Source organism: Streptomyces sp. NPDC001732 (assembly GCF_053596315.1).
Genome location: NZ_JBSFFY010000008.1, coordinates 107,959 through 126,598, shown reverse-complemented (window position 1 = coordinate 126,598; position 18,640 = coordinate 107,959). Strand labels below are relative to the sequence as shown.

The following is an 18,640-nucleotide window of genomic DNA, read 5'->3' as shown; positions in this document are numbered from 1 at the left end:
AACCGGGGGCCATGCGTCGCGCGGTGAACGGCTCAGACGTTGAATCCCAGCGCGCGCAGCTGCTCGCGCCCGTCGTCCGTGATCTTGTCCGGGCCCCACGGCGGCATCCAGACCCAGTTGATCCGCAGTTCGTTGACGATGCCCTCGGTCGCGGACTTCGCCTGGTCCTCGATGACGTCGGTCAGCGGGCAGGCCGCGGACGTCAGCGTCATGTCGAGGGTGGCGATGTTGGCGTCGTCGATGTGAATGCCGTAGATCAGGCCGAGGTTGACGACGTCGATGCCCAGCTCGGGGTCGACGACGTCGTACAGGGCCTCACGGACCTCTTCCTCGGAGGCCGGCTTGATCGTCGGGGTCTCGTCGGTTGTCACCGTGTTCTCGCTCATGCCGTCTTCCCTTCGGACAGCGCTTTGGCCGTCGCGTCCTTCCACGCCATCCAGCTCAACAGCGCGCACTTCACCCGGGCGGGGTACTTGGAGACGCCGGCGAACGCGACCGCGTCCTCCAGCACCTCTTCCATGGCGTCGTCCGGCTCCAGTTGGCCCTTCGACTGCATCAGCTCCAGGAAGGTCTCCTGGATCTTCTGCGCCTCGCCCAGTTCCTTGCCGACCAGCAGATCGTTCAGTACGGAGGCACTGGCCTGGCTGATGGAGCAGCCCTGACCCTCGTACGACACGTCGGCGATGGTCTCGCCGTCGTACTTCACCCGGAGAGTGATCTCGTCGCCGCACGTCGGGTTGACGTGGTGCACCTCGGCGTCGCCGTCCCGCAGGCCGCGCCCGTGGGGGTGCTTGTAGTGGTCCAGGATCACTTCCTGGTACATGGAATCAAGCTTCACCAGTCAACCCTCAGCCGCTCGCCCATTATCCGAAAAAGTTCCGTACGTGCTCCAGACCGTCCACCAGGGCGTCGACCTCGGCGGGCGTGGAGTACAGATAGAACGACGCTCGTGTGGTCGCAGGAATTCCGTACCGCAGGCAGACCGGCCGTGCGCAGTGGTGTCCGACCCGGACGGCGATGCCCTGTTCGTCGAGCACCTGGCCCACGTCGTGCGGGTGGATGTCGCCCAGCGTGAAGGAGATCGTGGCGCCCCGGTCCTCGGCCGTCGACGGGCCGATGATCCGGAGGTCCGGGACCTCCAGCAGCCGCTTCACCGCGTACTCGGTGATCGCGTGCTCGTGCCGGCTGATGTTCTCCATGCCGATCGCCGAGAGGTAGTCCACGGCCGCGCCGAGGCCGACGGCCTGCGCGATCGGGGGCGTACCGGCCTCGAACTTGTGCGGCGCGGGGGCGTACGTCGACGAGTGCATCGACACGGTCTCGATCATCTCGCCGCCACCGAGGAACGGCGGCAGGTCCTCCAGGAGCTCCTGCCGTCCCCAGAGCACGCCGATGCCGGTCGGGCCGACCATCTTGTGGCCGGTGAAGGCCACGAAGTCGGCCTGCAGCGCCTGCACGTCGAGCACCATGTGCGGGGCGGCCTGCGAGGCGTCGATGCAGACCAGGGCGCCGACCTGCTGGGCCCGGCGGATGATCTTCTCGACCGGGTTGATCGTGCCCATGATGTTGGAGACCAGGGTGAAGGAGACGATCTTCGTCTTCTCCGTGATGATCTCCTCGATGTCGGACAGGTCGAGGCGGCCGTCGTCGGTGATGCCGAACCACTTCAGCTTCGCGCCGGTGCGCTGCGAGAGCAGCTGCCACGGCACGATGTTGGAGTGGTGCTCCATCTCCGTGGTGACGATCTCGGTGTCGTGGTCCACCCGGTAGGGCTCGTCGGCCCAGCCGAGCATGTTGGCCACGAGGTTGAGCGACTCGGAGGCGTTCTTGGTGAAGACCACCTCGTCGCGGCTGGGCGCGTTGATGAACGCGGCGACCTTGTCACGGGCGCCCTCGTACAGCGCCGTGGCCTCCTCCGCGATCGTGTACACACCGCGGTGCACATTGGCGTTGTGCCGCTCGTAGTACTCATTGAGGGCGTCGAGCACCTGGCGCGGCTTCTGCGAGGTCGCCGCGCTGTCCAGGTAGACGACCTTCTTCCCGTCGTGGACCGTCCGATCCAGCAGGGGGAAGTCCTTGCGGATCGCCTCGGTGTCGAGGAGGCCCGGCAGCTGTGTCACGCGGAAGCGCCACCCTTCACATATGCCTCGTAGCCCTCGTTCTCCAGCTTGTCGGCGAGCTCGGCGCCGCCGGACTCGGCAATGCGGCCGTTGGCGAAGACGTGCACGAAGTCGGGCTTGATGTAGCGGAGGATCCGCGTGTAGTGCGTGATCAGCAGGGTGCCGACCTCGCCGGTCTCGCGGACCCGGTTGACTCCCTCGGAGACGATGCGCAGGGCGTCGACGTCCAGGCCGGAGTCGGTCTCGTCGAGGATCGCGACCTTCGGCTTGAGGAGCTCCAGCTGAAGGATCTCGTGACGCTTCTTCTCACCGCCGGAGAAGCCCTCGTTGACGTTGCGCTCGGCGAACGCCGGGTCCATCTGGAGCCGGCCCATCGTCTCCTTGACCTCCTTCACCCAGGTGCGCAGCTTGGGCGCCTCGCCGCGGACGGCGGTGGCGGAGGTGCGCAGGAAGTTGGAGACCGAGACGCCGGGGATCTCGACCGGGTACTGCATGGCCAGGAACAGGCCGGCGCGGGCGCGCTCGTCGACGGTCATCTCCAGGACGTCCTCGCCGTCCAGGGTCACCGAGCCGCTGGTGATCGTGTACTTGGGGTGACCCGCGAGGGAGTACGCGAGGGTGGACTTGCCGGACCCGTTGGGGCCCATGATGGCGTGGGTCTCGCCCTGCTTCACGGTCAGGTCGACGCCCTTGAGGATCTCCTTCGTGGCGTTGTCGGCCTCGACGGAGACGTGCAGGTCGCGGATTTCAAGCGTTGCCATGGGTGACTCAGGACTCCTGGGTGACGGAGACGAGCACATCGTCCCCTTCGATCTTGACGGGGTATACGGGGACGGGGCGCGTCGCGGGAAGACCGGACGGCTTGCCGGTGCGGAGGTCGAAGCTGGAGCCGTGCAGCCAGCACTCGATCGAGCAGTCCTCGACCTCGCCCTCGGACAGCGAGACGTTCGCGTGCGAGCAGATGTCGTTGATCGCGAACACCTCGCCCTCGGTACGGACGACGGAGACCGGGACGCCGTCGAGCTCCACCCGCTTCGGGGTGTCGTCCTCCAGCTCGCTCAGCGCGCACGCTTTCACGAAGGCCATCAGACGGAAGCCTTCAGCTCGGCCTCGATCTTCTCCAGCAGCCGCTCCTCGACGTCCGGCAGACCGATCTGCTGGACCAGCTCGGCGAAGAAGCCGCGCACGACGAGCCTGCGGGCCTCCTCGGCCCCGATGCCCCGGGACATGAGGTAGAAGAGCTGCTCGTCGTCGAAGCGGCCGGTCGCGGAGGCGTGGCCGGCGCCGACGATCTCACCGGTCTCGATCTCCAGGTTCGGCACGGAGTCGACCCGCGCGCCGTCCGTGAGGACGAGGTTGCGGTTCATCTCGTAGGTGTCGGTGCCCTCGGCCGCGGCCTGGATGAGGACGTCACCGATCCACACCGCGTGCGCGCCGTCGCCCTGGAGCGCGCCCTTGTAGGCGGCGTTGGACTTGCAGTGCGGGGTGTTGTGGTCGACCAGGAGGCGGTGCTCCTGGTGCTGGCCCTTGTCGGTGAAGTACAGCCCGAAGAGCTCGGCCTCGCCGCCGGTGCCCGCGTAGTTGACGCGCGGGTGGAGCCGGACGAGGTCGCCGCCGAAGGTGACGACGATCGACTTGAACGAGGCGTCCCGCCCGACCAGCGCGTTGTGCTGGCCGACGTGGACCGCGGTCTCGTCCCAGTCCTGCACGGAGACGACGGTGAGCTTGGCGCCGTCGCCGAGGACGTAGTCCACGTTGGCGGCGAGCACCGCGTCACCGGTGTGGTCGATGACGACGACCGCCTCGGCGAAGGCTCCCAGCTCGACGACCTGGTGGCCGTAGGCCACACCGCCCTCGCCGTGCACCGCGATCCGGATCGGCTCGGTGAGCACGGCCTCCTTGGCGACGGTGACGACGGACGCCTGCTCGAAGGAGCTGTACGCCTGGGCGGCGACGCGGTCCACCGGAGTGCCGGCCCTGCCGAGCCGGGCGTCGTCCCGGCCGACGGTCTCGACCGTGACGCCCTCGGGGGCCTCGATCGCGACCTTCACACCGCCGCCGGTGGCGACGGCCGTGCCGTCGTGCAGTCCGCGCAGCCGCTCCAGCGGCGTGAACCGCCACTCCTCCTCGCGGCCGTGCGGGACCGGGAAGTCCGCGACCTCGAAGGACGGGGGCGCGCTCATGCGCGTGGCGACGGTCGACTCGGCGGCCACCGCGATGGACCCGGCGGTGGTGGAACCCGTCGGAATGTTCTGAGCCTCAGCCATGGCTGTCGTAGTGCTCGCTTTCTCAGTCAGAAGTCGGGGATTCGGTCGTCGGGCCTGGTCAGCCGACCGAACCCTCCATCTGCAGCTCGATCAGCCGGTTGAGCTCCAGGGCGTACTCCATCGGCAGCTCCTTGGCGATCGGCTCGACGAAGCCGCGCACGATCATCGCCATCGCCTCGAACTCCGTCAGGCCGCGGCTCATCAGGTAGAAGAGCTGGTCCTCGGAGACCTTGGAGACGGTCGCCTCGTGCCCCATGGACACGTCGTCCTCGCGGACGTCGACGTACGGGTAGGTGTCCGAGCGCGAGATGGTGTCGACCAGCAGCGCGTCGCAGAGCACGTTGGACTTCGCGCCCGGTGCGCCCTCGCCGATCTCGATCAGACCGCGGTAGGAGGTGCGGCCGCCGCCCCGCGCCACCGACTTGGAGACGATGTTGGAGGAGGTGTTGGGCGCCATGTGGACCATCTTGGCGCCGGCGTCCTGGTGCTGGCCCTCGCCCGCGAAGGCGATGGACAGGGTCTCGCCCTTGGCGTGCTCGCCCATCAGGTAGACGGCCGGGTACTTCATGGTGACCTTGGAGCCGATGTTGCCGTCGACCCACTCCATGGTCGCGCCCTCGTAGGCCACGGCGCGCTTGGTGACCAGGTTGTAGACGTTGTTCGACCAGTTCTGGATCGTCGTGTAGCGGCAGCGGCCGCCCTTCTTCACGATGATCTCGACGACCGCGGAGTGCAGCGAGTCGGAGGAGTAGATCGGGGCGGTGCAGCCCTCGACGTAGTGGACGTAGGCGTCCTCGTCGACGATGATCAGCGTCCGCTCGAACTGGCCCATGTTCTCCGTGTTGATGCGGAAGTAGGCCTGCAGCGGGATGTCGACGTGGACACCCTTGGGCACGTAGATGAACGAGCCGCCGGACCACACGGCCGTGTTCAGCGAGGCGAACTTGTTGTCGCCGACCGGGATGACGGTGCCGAAGTACTCCTTGAAGAGCTCCGGGTGCTCCTTCAGCGCGGTGTCGGTGTCGAGGAAGACGACGCCCTGCTCCTCCAGGTCCTCACGGATCTGGTGGTAGACGACCTCGGACTCGTACTGCGCGGCGACACCGGCGACCAGGCGCTGCTTCTCCGCCTCGGGGATGCCCAGCTTGTCGTAGGTGTTCTTGATGTCCTCGGGCAGGTCCTCCCAGGACTCCGCCTGCTTCTCCGTGGAGCGCACGAAGTACTTGATGTTGTCGAACTCGATGCCCGACAGGTCCGAGCCCCAGTTCGGCATGGGCTTCTTGTCGAAGAGGCGCAGGCCCTTGAGGCGCAGCTTCAGCATCCACTCGGGCTCGCCCTTCTTCGCCGAGATGTCGCGGACGACCTCCTCGGAGAGCCCGCGCTTGGCTGCGGCGCCTGCCGCGTCGGAGTCGGCCCAGCCGAATTCGTACGTACCCAGACCCTCGAGCTCAGGGTGGGCAGTCTCCGTGGGGAGCGTCATGCGGGGTTCCTCCCGGCCGTGCTTGCAGATGCTGAATTGGTGGTCTGTGGTGCTGCGTGGCCGCTGCGCGGAATGTATGTCGTGCACACCCCGTCGCCGTGGGCGATGGTGGCCAGACGTTGCACATGCGTTCCGAGGAGGGTGGAGAAGAACTCCGTCTCCGCCTCGCACAGCTGTGGGTACTGCTCGGCGACATGGACGACCGGGCAGTGGTGCTGGCACAGCTGCTCGCCCTGCTGCGGACCGGGCGCGCTACGCGCCGTAGCAGCGTACCCGTCGGCGGAGAGGGCCTTGGCCAGTGCCTCGGTGCGGGCCTCGGGGTCCGCGGCCTCGACCGCGGCGCGGTACGCGCCGGACTGGGCCTCGATCCTGGACCGGGCGAAAGCGGCGACCGCATCCTCGCCCGCGGTCTCCGTGATCCAGCGCAGGGCGTCCACCGCGAGCTTGTCGTAGGACTGGTCGAAGGCGTCCCGTCCGCAGTCGGTGAGGGCGAACGCCTTGGCGGGCCGGCCACGGGTCCGCGCCCCGTACACCCGCTGCTCACGGGCCTCGACGACGCCGTCGGAGACGAGGGCGTCGAGGTGGCGGCGGACGGCTGCCTGGGTGAGGCCGAGACGCTTCGCCAGCTCGGCGACGGTGGACGGGCCGTGGTCCAGGATGGAGCGCGCGACCCGGTTGCGCGTGGAGCGCTCTCCGGTCGCGAGTTCCTCCTGGGGGGCCTCGCCGACGTATTTCACAACGCCATTGTTGCGTAATTAATCGGGCGGTGACAACCCGCACCCGGGTCGGCAACCATGGCACGCATCACTCAGGTAAGGCTTACCTGGCCTGCGGAAACGATCATTGACGGGCCGTATCCGCCCGATCCCCGGCCGGATACGACGACGCCGGGCCCGCCCCCCGGGGGGCGGGCCCGGCGCCTCGGTCGTTTCCCCTCGTCAGCCGAGGTCGGGGCGGTGGCTCACCCGGACCGAGTTGACGAGCGTCTTGCCGGAGACGCCCACGAACCGGAGGTTCAGCCGGCCGTCGACGACCTCGACCGTGAAGGTCCGGTCGAGGGCGGCGAAGGTGCCCGCCGCCAGCGTGAGGTCGAGGTTGGAGACCTTCTCCACGTCCTCGGCCATCACATCCATCACCCGGTCAGCAGGCTTGGCGTTGCCCAGCTCGGCAAAGCCGAGGTCGACCTGGTAGACGCCGTCGGCCAGGCCGTCGAAGCGGTACTCGTAGACGCCCTGGCGGGCACTGCGGTACAGCTCCGGGTCGGCGGTGCCGGTGATCGCCTTGGTCGTGGAGACCTTGCCGGTGGAGCCGAGGTAGCCGTACGAGCCGGCCTTGTACTCCTGGTCGGGCCGCCAGCCGTCACCGCGCGTGTCGGTGGAGGCGGCGCCCGCGCCGGCGTCGACGGCCACCTGGTAGGCGGGCACGACGATCTTCAGCGGCAGTTCGAGCACCGGGGTCCGGCCGGACTTCGAGGCGATCCGGAGCGTGCCGGTGAGCACCGAGCCCGGCGTCGCGCCCGCGGTGTCGACAGTGAGCGCCACCTTCCGGGTGCCGCCCGCCGCGAGGTCACCGGTGGCCGGGGTGATCTTCAGCCAGGACGCGCCGCTCTTCTCCTCGACCGTGTAGGGCGTCGCGGAGCCCTCGTTGCCGAGCGTGACCGTCCGCTCGCGGCTCTGGTCGGCCGGGACGATCTCGGTGATCGCCGTACGGTCGGCCGTGACCCGGCCGGTGGCGAGTGCCGCGTCGGCGGTGGTGATCTCGGTGGCCCTGGCGCTGCGGCTGGTGGCCCCGGCCGTGTAGTACGCGGCGTCGAAGGAGACGTCGTAGGCCGCCGCCGTGCCGGTGGCCGGGACCTGGACGAGGTAGCCGCCGTCGGCGCCGGTGGTGGCGGTGCCGACCTCGGTGCCGTCCTTGCGGACGGTGACCGTGGCGCCTTCCACGCCTTGGCCGTCGTTGCCGTCGGTGACGGTACCGGCGACGACGGCGCTCCTGGTGGTGCGGAAGGTGATGCTCATGCCGTCACTGACGACCGGCTCGTTGTACGAGTAGAGCAGGCCGTCGGTGCCGGTGGCGTTCTCCAGGCCGATGGTGGCGCTCGAACCGTTCTCGTAGCTGCCCGCGTCGATGTCCTTGTAGTGGTAGGACACCTGGCCGTCCTCGCCGATCACCGCGGCGAAGCTGATGCGCTGGGCGGTGTTCGCGTAGATCTGCACGTCACGCCACTCGACGACGAAGCGGCGGTGCGGGGCGGTGCCGGTGGTGCCGGTGTAGACGCCGGAGCCGGCGTCCAGCTGGAGGTTGTCCCAGAACGGGTACAGGGCGCCGTTCGGCGTCGTCGTCGTCGGCAGCGTGCTGTTGACCGACGAGGTGCTGCTGGTGCCGAAGGCGAGGACGCCCTCGGTGGTGGCGGTGGCGGTGCGGTACGTCTTGCCGTACAGCGCCACCGGGAAGGGCAGGTTCACCGCGGCCGAGCCGGTGGTCTGGCTGGACATGGTGAGCTTGGTGTCACCGGCCGGGAAGGCGCCGTCGGCGGTGAGGCGGCAGGCCGTGCCGAAGGTGTCGGTGCGGGGGGCCAGCTCGATGTTCTTGACGGTGTCGCCGTTCAGCGCGACGCCGGTGCTGGTGCCCGTGGCGCAGCGGCTGACCGGGGTGACGGCCACGCTGTAGTCGCCGACGGGCAGGGAGAACCCGTACGAGCCGTCGGCGGCCGTGGTGCCCCGCACCGGGGTGCCCTGGACGACCAGCGTGGCGCCGGCCTCGGGGCCCGCCTCGGTGGTGACCTTGCCGGTGAGCCTGGCCGACGGGGCCTCCTGGACGGCGAAGTCCTTGGTGACCGCCTGGTCCTCCAGGACCGTGACGGTGCCGGTGGCGGTGACGTAGCCGAACTTGGTCACCTCGGCCGTGTAGTCGCCGACCATCAGCTTCGGCAGGGCGTAGGAGCCGTCGGCGCCGGTGGAGACCACGGTCTTCATCGGGCCGGTCAGGGCGATCCGGGCGTCCGCGAGCGCGGTGCCGCCGGAGGTGACGGTGCCGGACAGGGCTCCGAGCGCGCCGCGCGGGGCGGCGCCGACCGCGGCGTAGGCGTCGAGACGGCCCTCGCCGAAGACGTTGTTCTTGGCCGCGGTGCCGCCGCAGGTGGTGTCGTTGACGTCGATCGCGCTCTGGTCGAGCAGCTTCTCCGTCTCGGCGACGTCGCCGCGGACCGCGGGCGAGGCCGACCACATCAGGGCGACGGTGCCGGCGGTGTGCGGCGAGGCCATCGACGTACCGGAGATGGTGTTGTAGCCGCCGCCGGTCCAAGAGGAGCGGACGTTGACGCCGGGGGCCGCCAGGTTCGGCTTGATCGCGCCGTTCTCGCCGGTGCCGCGCGAGGAGAAGGAGGCGATGGCGTTGTTGATGTCGAAGGCGCCCGAGGAGTACGAGTTCGTGTACATGCCCGGGGAGCCGGAGGTGTTGCAGGCCGAGCCGCTGTTGCCGTTGGAGAAGGCCGGGAAGATGCCGGCGTCGCGCCACGACTGGACGATCGCGCGGTACCAGGCGTCGTAGACGGTCGAGCCCCAGGAGTTGTTCACCACGTCGGGCGCGAGGTCGGGGCGCGGGTTGGCGCCGTTCGCGTCCGTGGGGGCGACGATCCACTGGCCGGAGGCGAGCAGCGAATCGCGGGAGCAGGAATTGGACTCGCAGCCCTTGGCCGCGATCCACTTCGCGCCGGGGGCGACGCCGACCTGGTTGCCGGCGCCGTCGTCGCCGACCATGGTGCCCATGGTGTGGGTGCCGTGGCCGTTGTTGTCGCACGGGAGCCCGCCCGCGCAGACCTTCGCCGGATCGAACCAGTTGTAGTCGTGGGTGTACGAGCCGTCCGCCTTCAGGCCCCGGTACTTGCCCTTGACGGCCGGGTGGTCGTACTGGACGCCGCTGTCGATGGAGGCGACGACGACGCCGTCGCCGCGGACGCCCAGCTCGTTCCAGACCTTGGGGGCGTTGATGCGGCCGATGTTCCACTCGACCGCGTCCGCCTTCGGCTCGGCGTCGCCGGGCAGCGGGTCGGGGAGCGTCAGCGGTTCGTCGGACTCCAGGGAGACGACGTCCGCGCGGGCGGCGATCTTGTCGGCGAGCGCCTTGGTGCCGGTGACCTTGACGGTGTTGGCGATCCAGAAGGACGTGGCCCTGCCGCCCTCCTTCGCCACCTGGTCGAGCAGGCCGGCCTGCGCCTTTCCGGCGTAGGCGGTCATGGTGTCGTACACGGCGCGGGCCTTGGCCTTCTTGCCCTCGGCCTTGTGGGCCCCGGAGTTGTCGGCCGTGCCGGTCAGGTTCACCCAGAAGGTGACCTTCGCCCCGCCGTCCTCGGCGGCCCTGCCCTCCTTGGCGGCGAACTGGCGGGCCAGCTTCGCATCGCTCTTGGCGGCGAAGGCGCGGCCGGGTGCGGGGGTGGCGTCGTTCGCCCGGGCCGGAAGGGTCCCGAGCCCCAGGGGGACGGCGGTGATCAAGGCGGTCAGGGCGGCGAGGGTCGCTCTTCGTCCTGTGCCTCGGTGGTTGTGGTGTGTGCGTCTAGCCACGAACTCTCCTTGGTGAAGCGGGTTCGTACCGGACGCCCATTCCGCTGCTGCCCTTGGTGCGAAAGGTGCGCGGTGCTGGTTGTGCTGCGGGGGGTGCAGTTGCGGCCTGAGCCACTGAAGATGATGCAGACATGACATGCCTGCGACAAGTGCGCCTGGGGAATGCTTCCGTGGACGGTGCCCCCGTGTCCGCTTCGTACCGCAACGCGACCGGCCCCCGCGGCCGGTCTCCCCCGCGTCCCTCCTTAGACTTGGCCACCATGCGAAGCGAGCCCGTCCTCCGGATCGAACGTCTGGTGAAGCGGTACGGAGACAAGACCGCGGTCGACGGTCTCGACCTGACCGCGCACCCCGGCGTCACCGCCGTCCTCGGCCCGAACGGGGCGGGCAAGACCACCACCGTCGAGACCTGCGAGGGCTACCGCCGCCCGGACGCCGGGACGGTGCGGGTGCTCGGCCTCGACCCGGTCGCCGACGCCGCGCGGCTGCGCCCCCGGATCGGCGTGATGCTCCAGTCCGGCGGCGTCTACTCCGGCGCCCGCGCCGACGAGATGCTCCGCCACATGGCGAAGCTGCACGCCCACCCCCTGGACGTCGACGCGCTGATCGAGCGCCTCGGCCTCGGCAGCTGCGGCCGTACGACCTACCGGCGGCTCTCCGGCGGCCAGCAGCAGCGGCTCGCCCTGGCGATGGCCGTGGTCGGACGGCCCGAGCTGGTCTTCCTGGACGAGCCGACCGCCGGCCTCGACCCGCAGGCCCGCCGCTCCACCTGGGACCTGGTGCGCGAGCTGCGCGCCGACGGTGTCTCGACCGTCCTCACTACGCACTTCATGGACGAGGCCGAGGAACTCGCCGACGACGTCGCCGTCATCGACGCGGGCCGGGTGGTCGCCCAGGGCAGCCCCGAGGAGCTGTGCCGGAGCGGCGCCGAGAACACCCTGCGCTTCACCGGCCGCCCCGGCCTCGACCTCGGCTCCCTGCTGAAGGCACTGCCCGACGGTGCCGGGACGGCCGAGATCACCCCGGGCACGTACCGCATCACCGGCGACGTCGGCCCGGAACTGCTGGCCACCGTCACCTCCTGGTGCGCGCAGCACGGGGTGATGCCGTCCGGCATCTCCGTGGAGCGGCACACCCTGGAGGACGTCTTCCTGGAACTGACCGGCAAGGAGCTGCGCGCATGAGCGCCGGTACGTACACCCCGCGGCCGGGCGCCGCCCCGCTGTCCCGCATGATCACCGCGCAGGCCGCCCTGGAGACGCGGATGCTGCTGCGCAACGGCGAGCAGCTGCTGCTGACCGTGGTCATCCCGACACTGCTGCTGGTGCTGTTCAGCGCGGTCGACATCGTGGACACCGGCACGGGCAGGTCCGTGGACTTCCTGGCGCCCGGCGTCCTGGCGCTCGCCGTCATGTCCACGGCCTTCACGGGCCAGGCCATCGCCACCGGTTTCGAGCGGCGCTACGGGGTGCTCAAGCGGCTCGGCGCCTCGCCGCTGCCGCGCTGGGCGCTGATGACCGCCAAGACCCTCGCGGTGCTGGTCACCGAGGTGCTCCAGGTGGTGCTGCTGACGGCGATCGCGTTCGCGCTGGGCTGGTCGCCGCACGGCAACCCGTTCGCCGTCCTGCTGCTGCTCGTGCTCGGCACGGCGGCCTTCTCCGGGCTCGGGCTGCTGATGGCCGGCACGCTCAGGGCCGAGGCGACGCTCGCCGCGGCCAACCTGGTCTTCCTGCTGCTGCTGGTCGGCGGCGGGGTCGTCGTGCCCCTGGACAAGTTCCCGGACGCGGTGCAGTCGGTGCTGGGGCTGCTGCCGATCGCGGCCCTGTCGGACGGTCTGCGCGACGTGCTCCAGTACGGCGCGTCGATGCCGTGGGGCGACCTCGGCATCCTGCTGGTGTGGGCGGTGCTCGGGCTGGGCGCCGCGGCGCGGTTCTTCCGCTGGGAGTGAGCGGGTCCGGCGCCGCGCACCGCCCCGCCAGGGACGGAAGCGTCCGGCAGGGCGGTCCTCCCGCCCCGGCGGGCCCGGCCGTCCCGGGCAAGCGGGCCCGGCCGCCCGGCGCGGCTCCTTCCGTCCGCCGCGGGTGAGCGGACGGACGCGCTCCGTCGAGGATTCGCGCGACTCGTCCCCCTCGTGAAAGCTTGCACAAGCCGCCGCCTACGATGGTGCGCGTGCCCAAGCTGACCCGAGCCGAAGTCGCTCAAGCCGCGCGGAACCCGCTCTCCTTCATCGCCGAGCGATGGACCCCGACCCCCCGCACGGTCCGCCGTGCGGCCATGTCGGCCGTCGTCATGTCCGTGCTCATCGTCGTGACCGGCGGCGCGGTGCGACTGACCGGTTCCGGTCTCGGCTGCCCCACCTGGCCCAAGTGCACCGACGAGAGCCTCACGGCCACGAGCGAGATGGGCTTCCACGGCGCCATCGAGTTCGGCAACCGGATGCTGACGTACGTGCTGTGCGCGGCCGTCGGGTGGGCGATCGTCGCCGCCCGGTCCGCGAAGCCCTGGCGGCACGGCCTCACCCGGCTCGGCTGGACGCAGTTCTGGGTCGTCATGGGCAACGCCGTGCTCGGCGGGATCGTGGTGCTGGTCGGCCTCAACCCGTACACCGTCGCGGCGCACTTCCTGCTCTCCACGGCGCTGCTGGCCGTCGCGATGGTGACCTGGCAGCGGGTCGGCGAGGGCGACGGGGCGCCCCGGCCGCTGGTCGGCAAGGCGGTCTCCCAGCTGGCCTGGCTGCTCGCGGGCGCCTCGGGGCTGCTGATCGCGGTCGGCACGGTGGTCACGGGCGCCGGACGGCACGCGGGCGACTCCAGCGACGTGCACCGCATCCCGGTCGACTGGAAGCTGGTCTCGCAGCTGCACGCCGATCTGGCCTGGGTCGTGGTGGCGCTGACCGTCGCGCTCTGGTTCGTGCTCAAGGCCGTGGACGCGCCGGTCGGCCCGCTGCACCGCGCCCGTGACCTCTTCCTGGTGCTGATGGCCCAGGGCGTGATCGGTTACGTCCAGTACTTCCTGGACACCCCGGAGCTCCTGGTCGGTCTGCACATGCTCGGTTCGTGCCTGGTGTGGATCGCGGTGGTGCGGATGCTGCTGTCGCTGCGCGAGCGGCCGGCGGCCGGGGCCGCGGTGCCCGGCCCCGCCGTCGAGCGGCCGGAGCCCGCCACGGCCGGCTGAGCTCCTCCTCCGTACGCCGATCGCCGGACGGACCCGAGTGCGGGTCCGTCCGGCGATCGGCGTACGGAGGCCTTTTCGGTCAGGCCTTTTCGGAGGGGCCGCCCACCTGGATACCGGCCATCCGCGTCCACTCGTACGGGCCGGTGCGGACCTTCGCGGCGAACTCGCCGTCGAAGTCCTCGTGCATCGTGATCCCGGCCTTGCGCGTGGCGCTCTCGGCGACCGCGTACGAGGGGGCCACCAGGTCGCCCCAGCCGCCGTCCTCGCCCACGAGCACGATGCAGGCGCCGCGCTGCCCGATGTAGGCGAGCTGTCCCTCCGCGCCGCCGTGCGCCTTGGAGAAGGCGCCGATCTGCTTGGCGAGCTTCGCCGCCCTGCGCTCCGCGCGGGCCGCCTGCTTGCCGCTCTCAACCTGGGTCTCTGCCGTCTCTGCCATGCCCAGGATGCTACCGACGGGTAGAACAACCGGCGACGGGCGGGGTACGTGGCATGGGCCACGTACCCCGCCCGTCGGCAGGAGTTTCGAGGGGGCGGACCGCCTCGGGGAGGGGGCGGACTACCTCAGGAAGGGGTCGATCGCCACGGCGACGAAGAGCAGCGACACATAGGTGATCGACCAGTGGAACAGTCGCATCTCCTTGAGCTTGGCCCCGGTCACCCCGGCCTTGGCCCGGTTCTGCAGGCCGTGCGCCTCCCAGAGCCAGAAGCCGCCGGTCAGCAGCGCCACCGCCGTGTAGAACCAGCCGGTGTAGCCCAGAGGGGTGAGCAGCAGCGAGACGGCCACCATCACCCAGCTGTAGACGACGATCTGGCGGGCCACCACCTTGTTGGACGCGATGACCGGGAGCATCGGGACGCCGACCCGGGCGTAGTCGTCCTTGACCTTCATGGAGAGCGGCCAGTAGTGCGGCGGCGTCCAGAAGAAGATGACGGCGAACAGGATGACCGCGGCCCAGGACATCGAGTTGGTCACCGCCGACCAGCCGATGAGGACGGGCAGGCAGCCCGCGATGCCGCCCCAGACGATGTTCTGCGAGGTCCGGCGCTTGAGCAGCATCGTGTAGACGACGACGTAGAACAGCAGTGCACCGAGCGACAGCGCGGCCGAGAGCCAGTTCACCAGCAGGCCGAACCAGACCGTCGAGATCACCGCGAGGGAGATCCCGAAGACCAGGCACTCGCGCGGGCTCACCATGCCGGTGACCAGAGGACGCTGCGCCGTACGGTCCATCAGCGCGTCGATGTCGCGGTCGATGTACATGTTCAGCGCGTTGGCACCGCCCGCGGAGAGATATCCGCCGACGGTGGTGGCGAGAACGAGCCACAGGTCGGGCACGCCCTGAGCCGCGAGGAACATCACCGGGACCGTGGTGATCAGCAACAGCTCGATGATCCGAGGCTTGGTCAGCGCCACGAATGCCTTGACACGGGCCCCGAACGGGCGATGGCCCTTCGGGCTCGGAGTCAAGGCGACCCCTGCGGGTCGGGACTCGACGGCCGTCACGCACACCCCTGACAGAGAAATCCCAGCAAGCTCCGGGCGTGAAGGCCCGGTAAAGACTTGCGCGAACCAGACCACTGTAGACGTTGGGTACAGGCCGTTCTTCGCGGGGGTGCGCTCGTGTTGGGGTGGCTCTTCGAAAGAAGGAGCGGCTTCGCCGGGAGGCGAACTGCGCAGGTCGCCCGCACCCTTGAAAGCACTCGGAAATTGCGTGTTCCGTCAAGGGTAGGCTCGACAGCGCCCGGTGCGGTCACCAGTCACCGGCTTTCGACAGTGGAGAGGAGCCCTGACCCAGGGTGAGCACCAAGCCGACCACCACAGACCTCCAGTGGACCGAATTGGACCAGCGGGCCGTGGACACCGTCCGCGTCCTCGCCGCGGACGCCGTACAGAAGGTCGGAAACGGCCACCCCGGTACGGCGATGAGCCTCGCTCCCGCCGCGTACACCCTCTTCCAGAAGGTGATGCGGCACGACCCCGCCGACGCGGACTGGGTCGGCCGGGACCGGTTCGTGCTCTCGGCGGGCCACACCAGCCTGACCCTCTACATCCAGCTCTACCTGGCCGGGTACGGCCTGGAGCTCGACGACCTGAAGGCCTTCCGCACCTGGGGCTCGAAGACCCCCGGCCACCCGGAGTACGGCCACACCACCGGCGTCGAGACGACCACCGGGCCGCTGGGCCAGGGTGTCGCCAACGCCGTGGGCATGGCGATGGCCTCCCGCTACGAGCGCGGCCTGTTCGACCCGGACGCCGCCCCCGGCACCTCCCCCTTCGACCACATGGTCTGGGTCGTCGCCGGTGACGGCTGCCTCCAGGAGGGCATCTCCGCGGAGGCGTCCTCGCTGGCCGGGCACCAGAAGCTCGGCAACCTGGTGCTGCTGTGGGACGACAACCACATCTCCATCGAGGGCGACACGGAGACCGCGGTCTCCGAGGACACCCTGAAGCGGTACGAGGCGTACGGCTGGCACGTCCAGCGCGTGGACCAGCTGCCCAACGGCGACCTGGACCCGGCGGGTCTGTACGCGGCGCTGCAGGCCGCCAGGGCCGAGACCGAACGCCCGTCGTTCATCGCGGCCCGCTCGATCATCGCCTGGCCGGCGCCGAACGCCCAGAACACCGAGGCCTCGCACGGCTCGGCCCTCGGCGACGAGGAGGTCGCCGCGACGAAGCGGGTCCTCGGCTTCGACCCGGAGAAGACCTTCGAGGTCGCCGACGAGGTTCTCGCCCACACCCGTGAGGCGCTGGACCGCGGCCGCGAGGCCAGGGCCGAGTGGGAGAAGGGCTTCGCCGCGTGGCGCACCGCCAACCCGGAGCGCGCCGCCGAGTTCGACCGGATCTCCGCCGGCGAGCTGCCCGCGGGCTGGGAGGACCGGCTTCCGGTCTTCGAGCCGGGCAAGGCCGTCGCCACCCGCGCGGCTTCCGGCAAGGTGCTCCAGGCGCTCGGCGAGATCGTCCCCGAACTGTGGGGCGGCTCCGCCGACCTGGCGGGCTCGAACAACACCACGATCGACAAGTCGTCGTCGTTCCTCCCGGCGGGCAACCCGCTGCCGGAAGCCGACCCGTACGGCCGCACGATCCACTTCGGCATCCGTGAGCACGCCATGGCCGCGGCCATGAACGGCATCGCGCTGCACGGCAACACCCGCATCTACGGCGGCACCTTCCTGGTGTTCTCCGACTACATGCGCAACGCCGTGCGCCTGTCCGCGCTGATGCACCTGCCGGTGACGTACGTGTGGACGCACGACTCGATCGGCCTGGGCGAGGACGGCCCGACCCACCAGCCGGTGGAGCACCTGGCCGCGCTGCGCGCCATCCCGGGCCTGAACATCGTCCGCCCTGCCGACGCCAACGAGACCTCCGTCGCCTGGCGCGAGATCCTGCGCCGGTACACCAAGGAGTTCGGCAAGGGCACCCCGCACGGTCTGGCGCTGACCCGTCAGGGCGTGCCGACGTACGAGGCGAACGAGGACGCGGCCCGGGGCGGCTACGTGCTCCGCGAGGCCGAAGGCGGCGATCCCCGGGTGCTGCTGATCGGTACGGGTTCCGAGGTGCACCTCGCCGTGGAGGCGCGCGAGGAGCTCCAGGCGGCCGGCATCCCGACCCGGGTGGTCTCGATGCCGTCGGTCGAGTGGTTCGAGGAGCAGGACCAGGCGTACAAGGACAGCGTGCTGCCGCCGTCGGTGAAGGCGCGCGTCGCCGTGGAGGCCGGCATCGGTCTGACCTGGTACCGGTACGTCGGTGACGCCGGCCGGATCGTGTCGCTGGAGCACTTCGGTGCCTCGGCCGACGCCAAGGTCCTCTTCCGCGAGTTCGGCTTCACCGGCGAGCACGTCGCCGCCGCCGCGCGGGAATCCCTCGCCGCCGCCACGCGCTGACGCCGTTATACGACTAGTAGGAGATGCAATTCTCATGACAGACGCACTCAAGCGCCTCTCCGACGAGGGCGTGGCGATCTGGCTCGATGACCTGTCGCGCAAGCGGATCACCTCGGGCAACCTCGCCGAGCTGATCGACGAGCAGCACGTCGTGGGCGTCACCACCAACCCGTCGATCTTCCAGAAGGCGATCTCCTCTGGCGACGGTTACGCGCAGCAGCTCACCGACCTCGCCACCCGCAAGGTCACCGTCGACGAGGCGATCCGCATGATCACCACGGCCGACGTGCGGGACGCGGCCGACATCCTGCGTCCGGTCTTCGACGCCACGGACGGCCAGGACGGCCGGGTCTCCATCGAGGTCGACCCGCGTCTGGCCCACCACACCGCCGCCACCGTCGCCGAGGCCAAGCAGCTGGCCTGGCTGGTGGACCGGCCCAACACGCTCATCAAGATCCCGGCGACGAAGGCCGGCCTCCCGGCGATCACCGAGGTCATCGGCAGGGGCATCAGCGTCAACGTCACGCTGATCTTCTCGCTGGAGCGCTACCGCGAGGTCATGGACGCCTACCTGGCGGGGCTGGAGAAGGCGAAGGCCGCGGGCCTGGACCTGTCCAGGATCCACTCGGTGGCCTCCTTCTTCGTGTCCCGGGTGGACACCGAGATCGACAAGCGGCTCGACGCGATCGGCACCGACGAGGCCAAGGCCCTCAAGGGCAGGGCGGCGCTCGCCAACGCCCGCCTCGCCTACCAGGCGTACGAGGAGGTCTTCGGCTCGGAGCGCTGGGCCGCCCTGGACCGGGCTCACGCCAACAAGCAGCGTCCGCTGTGGGCCTCGACCGGCGTCAAGGACCCCGCGTACAAGGACACCCTGTACGTCGTCGACCTGGTCGCCCCCGGCACGGTGAACACCATGCCCGAGGCCACCCTGGACGCCACTGCCGACCACGGGCAGGTCACCGGCGACACCGTGACCGGCACCTACGAGCAGTCCCGCGCCGAGCTGGACGCCGTGGCGGAGCTCGGCATCTCCTACGACGACGTCGTCCAGCTCCTGGAGGACGAGGGCGTGGAGAAGTTCGAGGCGTCCTGGATCGACCTGCTCAACTCGACCGAGGCGGAGCTCAAGCGCCTCGCCCCTTCGGAGGGCTGACCACC

The 18,640-nt window shown here is 70.0% G+C and carries 16 protein-coding genes; 5 read left to right on the top strand and 11 right to left on the bottom strand.

What is annotated here, in order from left to right; translation table 11 throughout:
* Window positions 1–32: 32 nt before the first annotated feature.
* The 9 genes from ACWCXX_RS11595 to ACWCXX_RS11555 form a co-directional block, all read right to left on the bottom strand.
* On the bottom strand, window positions 33–386 hold the full coding sequence (locus tag ACWCXX_RS11595) for a metal-sulfur cluster assembly factor (protein ID WP_451126130.1): 354 nt from the start codon (window positions 384–386) through the stop codon (window positions 33–35).
* On the bottom strand, window positions 383–838 hold the full coding sequence (gene sufU / locus ACWCXX_RS11590) for a Fe-S cluster assembly sulfur transfer protein SufU (RefSeq protein WP_148834121.1): 456 nt from the start codon (window positions 836–838) through the stop codon (window positions 383–385). Before sufU ends, ACWCXX_RS11595 begins: the two co-directional genes overlap by 4 nt.
* A 25-nt stretch (window positions 839–863) precedes the next feature.
* Window positions 864–2,120: a cysteine desulfurase gene (locus ACWCXX_RS11585; protein WP_451126129.1), complete on the bottom strand. Its 1,257-nt coding sequence runs from the start codon at window positions 2,118–2,120 to the stop codon at window positions 864–866.
* On the bottom strand, window positions 2,117–2,881 hold the full coding sequence (sufC, locus tag ACWCXX_RS11580) for a Fe-S cluster assembly ATPase SufC (RefSeq protein WP_266736468.1): 765 nt from the start codon (window positions 2,879–2,881) through the stop codon (window positions 2,117–2,119). Before sufC ends, ACWCXX_RS11585 begins: the two co-directional genes overlap by 4 nt.
* 7 nt (window positions 2,882–2,888) lie before the next feature.
* A complete protein-coding gene (locus ACWCXX_RS11575; RefSeq protein WP_148834126.1) occupies window positions 2,889–3,206 on the bottom strand; it encodes a bifunctional 3-phenylpropionate/cinnamic acid dioxygenase ferredoxin subunit in 318 nt (105 codons plus the stop codon).
* Window positions 3,206–4,387 (bottom strand): Fe-S cluster assembly protein SufD, encoded by a 1,182-nt coding sequence (gene sufD, locus ACWCXX_RS11570; protein ID WP_451126128.1) that lies wholly within the window; start codon window positions 4,385–4,387, stop codon window positions 3,206–3,208. The genes ACWCXX_RS11575 and sufD overlap by 1 nt, the downstream gene beginning before the upstream one ends.
* 58 nt (window positions 4,388–4,445) lie before the next feature.
* Window positions 4,446–5,867 carry a Fe-S cluster assembly protein SufB gene (sufB, locus tag ACWCXX_RS11565; protein WP_451126127.1) on the bottom strand — a complete coding sequence of 474 codons (1,422 nt, stop codon included), beginning with the start codon at window positions 5,865–5,867 and terminating at the stop codon, window positions 4,446–4,448.
* Entirely contained in the window at window positions 5,864–6,604 is a 741-nt protein-coding gene (locus ACWCXX_RS11560; RefSeq protein WP_451126126.1) for a helix-turn-helix transcriptional regulator, read from the bottom strand. The genes sufB and ACWCXX_RS11560 overlap by 4 nt, the downstream gene beginning before the upstream one ends.
* 201 nt (window positions 6,605–6,805) lie before the next feature.
* Window positions 6,806–10,423: a S8 family serine peptidase gene (locus tag ACWCXX_RS11555; RefSeq protein WP_451126125.1), complete on the bottom strand. Its 3,618-nt coding sequence runs from the start codon at window positions 10,421–10,423 to the stop codon at window positions 6,806–6,808.
* Between the two features lie 260 nt (window positions 10,424–10,683).
* Between ACWCXX_RS11555 and ACWCXX_RS11550 the strand changes: the two genes are divergently transcribed.
* The 3 genes from ACWCXX_RS11550 to ACWCXX_RS11540 all read left to right on the top strand — a co-directional run bounded on the left by ACWCXX_RS11550 (window position 10,684) and on the right by ACWCXX_RS11540 (window position 13,597).
* Entirely contained in the window at window positions 10,684–11,607 is a 924-nt protein-coding gene (locus tag ACWCXX_RS11550; RefSeq protein WP_451126124.1) for an ABC transporter ATP-binding protein, read from the top strand.
* Entirely contained in the window at window positions 11,604–12,371 is a 768-nt protein-coding gene (locus ACWCXX_RS11545) for an ABC transporter permease (protein WP_451126123.1), read from the top strand. The genes ACWCXX_RS11550 and ACWCXX_RS11545 overlap by 4 nt, the downstream gene beginning before the upstream one ends.
* Window positions 12,372–12,583: 212 nt before the next feature.
* Complete coding sequence (locus ACWCXX_RS11540; protein WP_451126122.1) at window positions 12,584–13,597, top strand: COX15/CtaA family protein; 1,014 nt, start codon at window positions 12,584–12,586, stop codon at window positions 13,595–13,597.
* 79 nt (window positions 13,598–13,676) lie between these two features.
* Here ACWCXX_RS11540 and ACWCXX_RS11535 read toward each other — a convergent pair whose 3' ends face one another.
* Together ACWCXX_RS11535 and ACWCXX_RS11530 are read right to left on the bottom strand one after the other, a co-directional pair.
* Window positions 13,677–14,033 carry a hypothetical protein gene (locus ACWCXX_RS11535; protein ID WP_451126121.1) on the bottom strand — a complete coding sequence of 119 codons (357 nt, stop codon included), beginning with the start codon at window positions 14,031–14,033 and terminating at the stop codon, window positions 13,677–13,679.
* 120 nt (window positions 14,034–14,153) lie between these two features.
* Window positions 14,154–15,107 (bottom strand): heme o synthase, encoded by a 954-nt coding sequence (locus tag ACWCXX_RS11530; protein ID WP_451126120.1) that lies wholly within the window; start codon window positions 15,105–15,107, stop codon window positions 14,154–14,156.
* Between the two features lie 287 nt (window positions 15,108–15,394).
* On the opposite strand from ACWCXX_RS11530, the gene tkt reads away from it, so the two are divergent.
* Together tkt and tal are read left to right on the top strand one after the other, a co-directional pair.
* On the top strand, window positions 15,395–17,482 hold the full coding sequence (gene tkt / locus ACWCXX_RS11525; RefSeq protein WP_451126119.1) for a transketolase: 2,088 nt from the start codon (window positions 15,395–15,397) through the stop codon (window positions 17,480–17,482).
* A 34-nt stretch (window positions 17,483–17,516) separates the two neighbouring features.
* Window positions 17,517–18,635 (top strand): transaldolase, encoded by a 1,119-nt coding sequence (gene tal, locus ACWCXX_RS11520; protein WP_451126118.1) that lies wholly within the window; start codon window positions 17,517–17,519, stop codon window positions 18,633–18,635.
* Window positions 18,636–18,640: the final 5 nt, after the last annotated feature.